At 48.1% G+C, this 520-nt stretch carries 1 protein-coding gene; it reads right to left on the reverse strand.

The window, feature by feature from the left end; genetic code table 11:
- Positions 1–520: ATP-binding cassette domain-containing protein (locus tag A3763_RS21550; RefSeq protein WP_068760498.1), on the reverse strand; the 520-nt coding region annotated here is incomplete at both ends.

Here is a 520-nt window from a genome sequence, read left to right on the forward strand (position 1 = left end):
CTTCATTTAACTTCATCACAACATCGCCAATTTGCTTAACAATGTTAGGCTGAATACCTTCATTTGGCTCATCCAGAATTAACACCTTAGGCTCTATAATCAGCGCTCTGCCAATGGCCAACTGCTGTTGCTGGCCACCCGATAAGTCACCACCGCGGCGATGCATCATTTCGCCTAGCACAGGGAATAGATCAAAAATTTTCTGAGGAATTTCACCCGCGCCTTCCTGACCTTTTAAACGTCCCTTGCGAATAGGCAAACCCACACGTAAATTCTCTTCAACGGTTAGTAATGGAAAGATCTCCCGTCCCTGCGGCACATAGCCAATACCTGCGGGTGCTCGAGCTTCGGCTGTTTTTCCCTGCAAAGGCTGGCCATCCATTAATATTTCGCCATTGGTGACGGGAAGCAGTCCCATGATGGCCTTAAGTAAGGTAGTTTTACCGACACCATTACGGCCCATGATACAAGTGCGTGAACCTGGCTCGATCTGCATGTCCAAGTCCCAAAGGATTTGAGT

The organism is Oleiphilus sp. HI0128 (genome assembly GCF_001635365.1).